At 66.0% G+C, this 4,538-nt stretch carries 5 protein-coding genes; all 5 read left to right on the top strand.

Going from position 1 to position 4,538, the window contains the following annotated elements; translation table 11 throughout:
* On the top strand, window positions 1–169 hold a 169-nt coding region (locus ACE3S9_RS15360; protein WP_374547356.1), incomplete at its 5' end, for a DinB family protein.
* 21 nt (window positions 170–190) lie between these two features.
* Window positions 191–1,600: a UDP-N-acetylmuramate--L-alanine ligase gene (murC, locus tag ACE3S9_RS15355; protein WP_374547355.1), complete on the top strand. Its 1,410-nt coding sequence runs from the start codon at window positions 191–193 to the stop codon at window positions 1,598–1,600.
* Window positions 1,597–2,298, top strand: a complete 702-nt coding sequence (locus ACE3S9_RS15350) for a glutamine amidotransferase (RefSeq protein WP_374547354.1) — start codon at window positions 1,597–1,599, stop codon at window positions 2,296–2,298. Before murC ends, ACE3S9_RS15350 begins: the two co-directional genes overlap by 4 nt.
* Window positions 2,295–3,224: a UDP-N-acetylmuramate dehydrogenase gene (gene murB, locus ACE3S9_RS15345; protein WP_374547353.1), complete on the top strand. Its 930-nt coding sequence runs from the start codon at window positions 2,295–2,297 to the stop codon at window positions 3,222–3,224. Before ACE3S9_RS15350 ends, murB begins: the two co-directional genes overlap by 4 nt.
* 209 nt (window positions 3,225–3,433) lie before the next feature.
* Window positions 3,434–4,357 (top strand): D-alanine--D-alanine ligase, encoded by a 924-nt coding sequence (locus tag ACE3S9_RS15340; RefSeq protein WP_374547352.1) that lies wholly within the window; start codon window positions 3,434–3,436, stop codon window positions 4,355–4,357.
* The last annotated feature ends 181 nt before the right edge of the window (window positions 4,358–4,538 follow it).

Genomic DNA, 4,538 nt, shown 5'->3' with positions numbered 1-4,538 from the left:
CTGGCTGTCGTCGATCCAGCGGCAGGAGACGCGCCGTCCGCGCTGGCTCGCCGTGACCCATATGTTCAACCACCAGACCCATCATCGCGGACAGGTCCACGCTTTGCTCACCGGCCTCGGCGCGCGTCCCGAGGACACCGACCTGATCTTCATGCAGCTGCCCGCCTGAGCCTTTTCCGGAGTCGCAAGAATGAAACTGCCGAGCAAACTGGGCCCCATTCATTTCGTCGGAATCGGCGGCATCGGCATGTCGGGCATCGCCGAAGTGCTGATCAATCTCGGCTATGACGTGCAGGGCTCGGACGCATCTGACAACGCCAACGTCAAGCGCCTGCGCGACAAGGGGGCGCGGGTCTTCGTCGGCCACAATGCGAAAAATCTCGGCGACGCCGCCGTGGTGGTGGTTTCGACCGCGATCAAGCGCGACAATCCGGAACTGGCCGCCGCGCGCGAAAAGCGCCTGCCGGTGGTGCGCCGCGCCGAAATGCTGGCCGAGCTGATGCGGCTGCGGCAATGCGTCGCCATCGCGGGCACCCATGGCAAGACCACCACGACCTCATTGGTCGCGACCCTGCTGGACGCCGGCGGCCTCGACCCGACCGTCATCAATGGCGGCATCATCAACGCCTATGGCACCAATGCGCGCCTCGGCGCCGGCGAATGGATGGTGGTGGAGGCCGACGAAAGCGACGGCACCTTCCTGAAACTGCCGGCCGATGTCGCGGTCGTCACCAATATCGACCCTGAGCATCTCGATCATTTCAAGACCTTCGACGCGATCAAGGAAGCCTTCCGCGCCTTCGTCGAAAACCTGCCGTTCTACGGCTTCGCGGTCATGTGCCTCGATCACGTGACGGTGCAGGAGCTGGTCGGCAAGATCGAGGATCGCCGCGTCATCACCTATGGCGAGAACCCGCAGGCCGACGTGCGGCTCTCCAATATCGATCTGACCGGCGGCGTGTCGCGCTTCAACGTCACCCTGCGCGACCGCCTGCACGGGCATGAGGAGATCCTGGCCGATCTGGTCCTGCCCATGCCCGGCCACCACAATGCGCTCAACGCCACGGCGGCCATCGCGGTCGCCTATCAGCTCGGCGTCAGCATCGAGAACATCAAGAAGGGCCTCGCCGGTTTCGGCGGCGTCAAGCGCCGCTTCACCCGCACCGGCGAATGGAAGGGCGCGCTGATCTTCGACGATTACGGTCATCATCCGGTCGAAATCGCCGCCGTGCTGCGCGCCGCCCGCGCCTCGACCGAGCACAAGGTGATCGCCGTGGTGCAGCCGCATCGCTATACCCGGTTGCAGAGCCTGTTCGACCAGTTCGCGACATGTTTCAACGACGCCGATGTCGTCATCGTCGCCGATGTCTATGCAGCCGGCGAGGCGCCGATCGCGGGCGTGGACAAGGAGGCGCTGGTGTCGGCGATCAAGGCCCACGGCCATCGCCAGGCGCTGGCTTTGCCGCGTCCCGACGATTTGCCGGACATCGTCCGCGAACTGGCCAAGCCGGGCGATTACGTCGTGCTGCTCGGCGCCGGCAGCATTTCGCAATGGGCCTATGCGCTGCCGGGCCAACTCGCGGCGGGGGACGCCGCGTGAGCCGGCGCGCGCTCGTCCTGCGCCATGTCGCCTTCGAGGGGCTCGACGTGCTCGCGCCGATCCTGCGCGACAATGGCTTTTCGATCGAGGTCTGCGAAATGGGCGTCGATCCCTTTCCCGCCGCCGAGGTGCAATCCTGCGATCTCCTGATCGCGCTCGGCGGGCCGATCGGCGTCTATGAGACCGACGTCTATCCCTGGCTGGTCGAGGAGATTCGAGCGATCGGCGAAAGGCTCGCTGCGAAGAAGCACACTCTCGGAATCTGTCTCGGCGCCCAGTTGATGGCGGCGGCTTTGGGGGCCAAAGTCGCGCCCGGTCCGGCCAAGGAAATCGGCTATGCGCCGCTCACTCTGACCGACGAAGGCCGCGCCTCGCCGCTCGCGGCGCTGGAGGGCGTCAAGGTCCTGCATTGGCATGGCGACGCCTTCGATTTGCCGGCGGGCGCCAAAAGGCTCGCCTTCACGGCGGTCTGTCCCAATCAGGCCTTTTCGCTCGACGCCTATGCTCTGGGGCTGCAATTCCACGCCGAGGTCGAGCCCAAGGCGCTGGAGGCCTGGCTGATCGGCCACACGGTCGAATTGGGCAAGGCCGGGATCGACCCGCGCGACCTGCGCGGCCAGACCGCCGCCTTTGGCGCCGCGACAGCGGAAGCGGGCAAGAAACTGTTCGCCTCCTGGTTCGCGGGAGCCTTCGCATGAGCGTTGCGGCCGACGATCTCGCGGGAGCGCTCGCGACGAAATTGCCGGCGTTGCGCGGAAGGCTCGCCGCCAGCCAGCCGCTCGCGCCTTTCACCTGGTTTCGCGTCGGCGGCCACGCCGAGGTTCTGTTCAGCCCGGCCGACGAGGACGATCTCGCTTATTTCCTGAAAAACCTGCCGGCGGAAATTCCGGTCACGACCATCGGCCTCGGCTCGAATCTCATCATCCGCGACGGCGGCGTGAAGGGCGTGGTGATCCGGCTCGGCGGCAAGGCTTTCGGCGAGATTACAGTCGAGGAAGGGAGCCGCCTGCGGGCCGGCGCCTGCGCGCCCGACATGCGCGTGGCCAAGGCGGCGGCGGAAGCCGGCCTTGACGGCCTCGCCTTCCTGCGCGGCATTCCCGGCTCCATCGGCGGCGCCCTGCGCATGAACGCTGGCGCCCATGGCGGCGAGACCAAGGATGCGCTGATTTCCGCGCGCGGCGTCAACCGCAAGGGCGAGATCGTCGAATTTTCGGTGGCCGATCTCGGCATGACCTATCGGCACAGCGGCGCCCCCGAGGATGTGATCTTCACCAGCGCGCTTTTCCAGGGTCGTCCCGGCGATCCGGCCACGATCCTGGCCGAAATGGACCGCATCACCGAGGCGCGCGAGAAGGCCCAGCCGATCCGGGAAAAGACCGGGGGCTCGACCTTCAAGAATCCGCCGGGCGAAAAGGCGTGGCAATTGATCGACCGCGCCGGCTGCCGGGGGCTGGTGGTCGGCGATGCGCAGGTGTCGGAAATGCACTGCAATTTTCTCATCAATCGCGGCGCGGCCACCGCCGCTGATATCGAAAATCTCGGCGACGAGGTCCGCGCCCGCGTCAAGGCGGCGACGGGAGTCGACCTGCACTGGGAAATCAAGCGCATCGGTGAAAAAAGCTAGGCGCGAATCCCTTCTCCCCTTGCGGGAGAAGGTGGCGCGTCAGCGCCGGATGAGGGGGCGTTTCCCGTTGCTGGAACCCCTCATCCGTCTCGCCGCCTGACGGCGACGATCCACCTTCTCCCGCCATAGCGCGTCGGGAGACGGGCGTTCCCAGGAACGCCCTATGGGGAGAAGGGGAGGCTGCGGCGGGTAAATGAAGGACAAGGCAAATGACCAAGCATGTCGCGGTTCTGATGGGCGGCTTCTCCAGCGAGCGCAGCGTTTCCCTGCGCTCTGGCGAGGCCTGCGCCAGGGCGCTCGAAGGGGAAGGCTTCACCGTCTCGCGCGTCGATGTCGGCCGTGACGTCGCCGAGGTTCTGGCGAAGCTGAAACCCGACGCGGCGCTCAACGCCTTGCACGGCCCGGGCGGCGAGGATGGGATCATTCAGGGCGTGCTGGAGCTTCTCCGCATTCCCTATACCCATTCCGGCGTGCTGGCCTCGGCGCTCGCCGCAAACAAGGACAAGGCCAAGCTGGTCATGGCGGCGGCGGGCGTGCCGGTCGCCGCGGGCAGGGTCGTCAGCCGGTTCGAGGCGGCCAGGGAGCACGCCCTGCCGCCGCCCTATGTGTTAAAACCTGTGGCGGAAGGCTCGTCCTATGGCGTCTTCATCGTGCAGGAGGGAACCTCCCATCCGCCGCAGGAATTGCTGCGCGCGGATTGGCCCTATGGCGACCTGATGCTGGCCGAAAAATATATCGCCGGCCGGGAATTGACCTGCGCCGTGATGGGCGACCGGGCGCTGGACGTGATCGAGATCAAGGCGGCCGGCGGAGGCTGGTACGACTTCGATGCAAAATACGCGCCCGGCGGATCAATTCACGAATTGCCCGCAAAAGTTAAAGAAAATATTTACCAAATCATTCAAGAGTTGGCCTTAAAGGCGCACAAGGCTCTCGGGTGTCGCGGCGTAAGCCGAACCGACTTCCGCTACGACGATCGCCCCGGAGGCACGGGCGAACTCGTCGTACTGGAAGTCAATACGCAACCGGGCATGACAGAGACCTCGCTCGCGCCTGAACTGGCCGCATATCGCGGCATTTCGTTCGGTGAGCTTGTGAAATGGATGGTGCAAGACGCCTCCTGCGATCGGTAGACGGGCTTAATCCAGCCCTCGCAGCCCCGCGCGCCGCGTTCGCCGCCGGAGCCTCCGCTCGTCCGCAAGGTTTTTCCGCATCGCTCCCGCGCTGGGCCGGGCGCGGCCGCCCCGTCCGCCGCCGCTTCCGCGCGCATAATGACGATGGCGCGCTGGTTTCCTTCCTGCGCCTTCCGGGCCT

This window comes from Rhodoblastus sp. (genome assembly GCF_041915505.1).
GTDB lineage: Bacteria > Pseudomonadota > Alphaproteobacteria > Rhizobiales > Beijerinckiaceae > Rhodoblastus.
The sequence above is the reverse complement of the archived record's forward strand: the minus strand, read 5'-3'. Positions and strand labels throughout refer to the sequence as shown.

What these genes read in the sequence shown, in the direction of transcription:
- murC (WP_374547355.1), top strand. Translation starts at nt 191, where the DNA reads ATGAAACTGCCGAGCAAACTGGGCCCCATTCATTTCGTCGGAATCGGC.
- murB (WP_374547353.1), top strand. Translation starts at nt 2,295, where the DNA reads ATGAGCGTTGCGGCCGACGATCTCGCGGGAGCGCTCGCGACGAAATTG.
- ACE3S9_RS15340 (WP_374547352.1), top strand. Translation starts at nt 3,434, where the DNA reads ATGACCAAGCATGTCGCGGTTCTGATGGGCGGCTTCTCCAGCGAGCGC.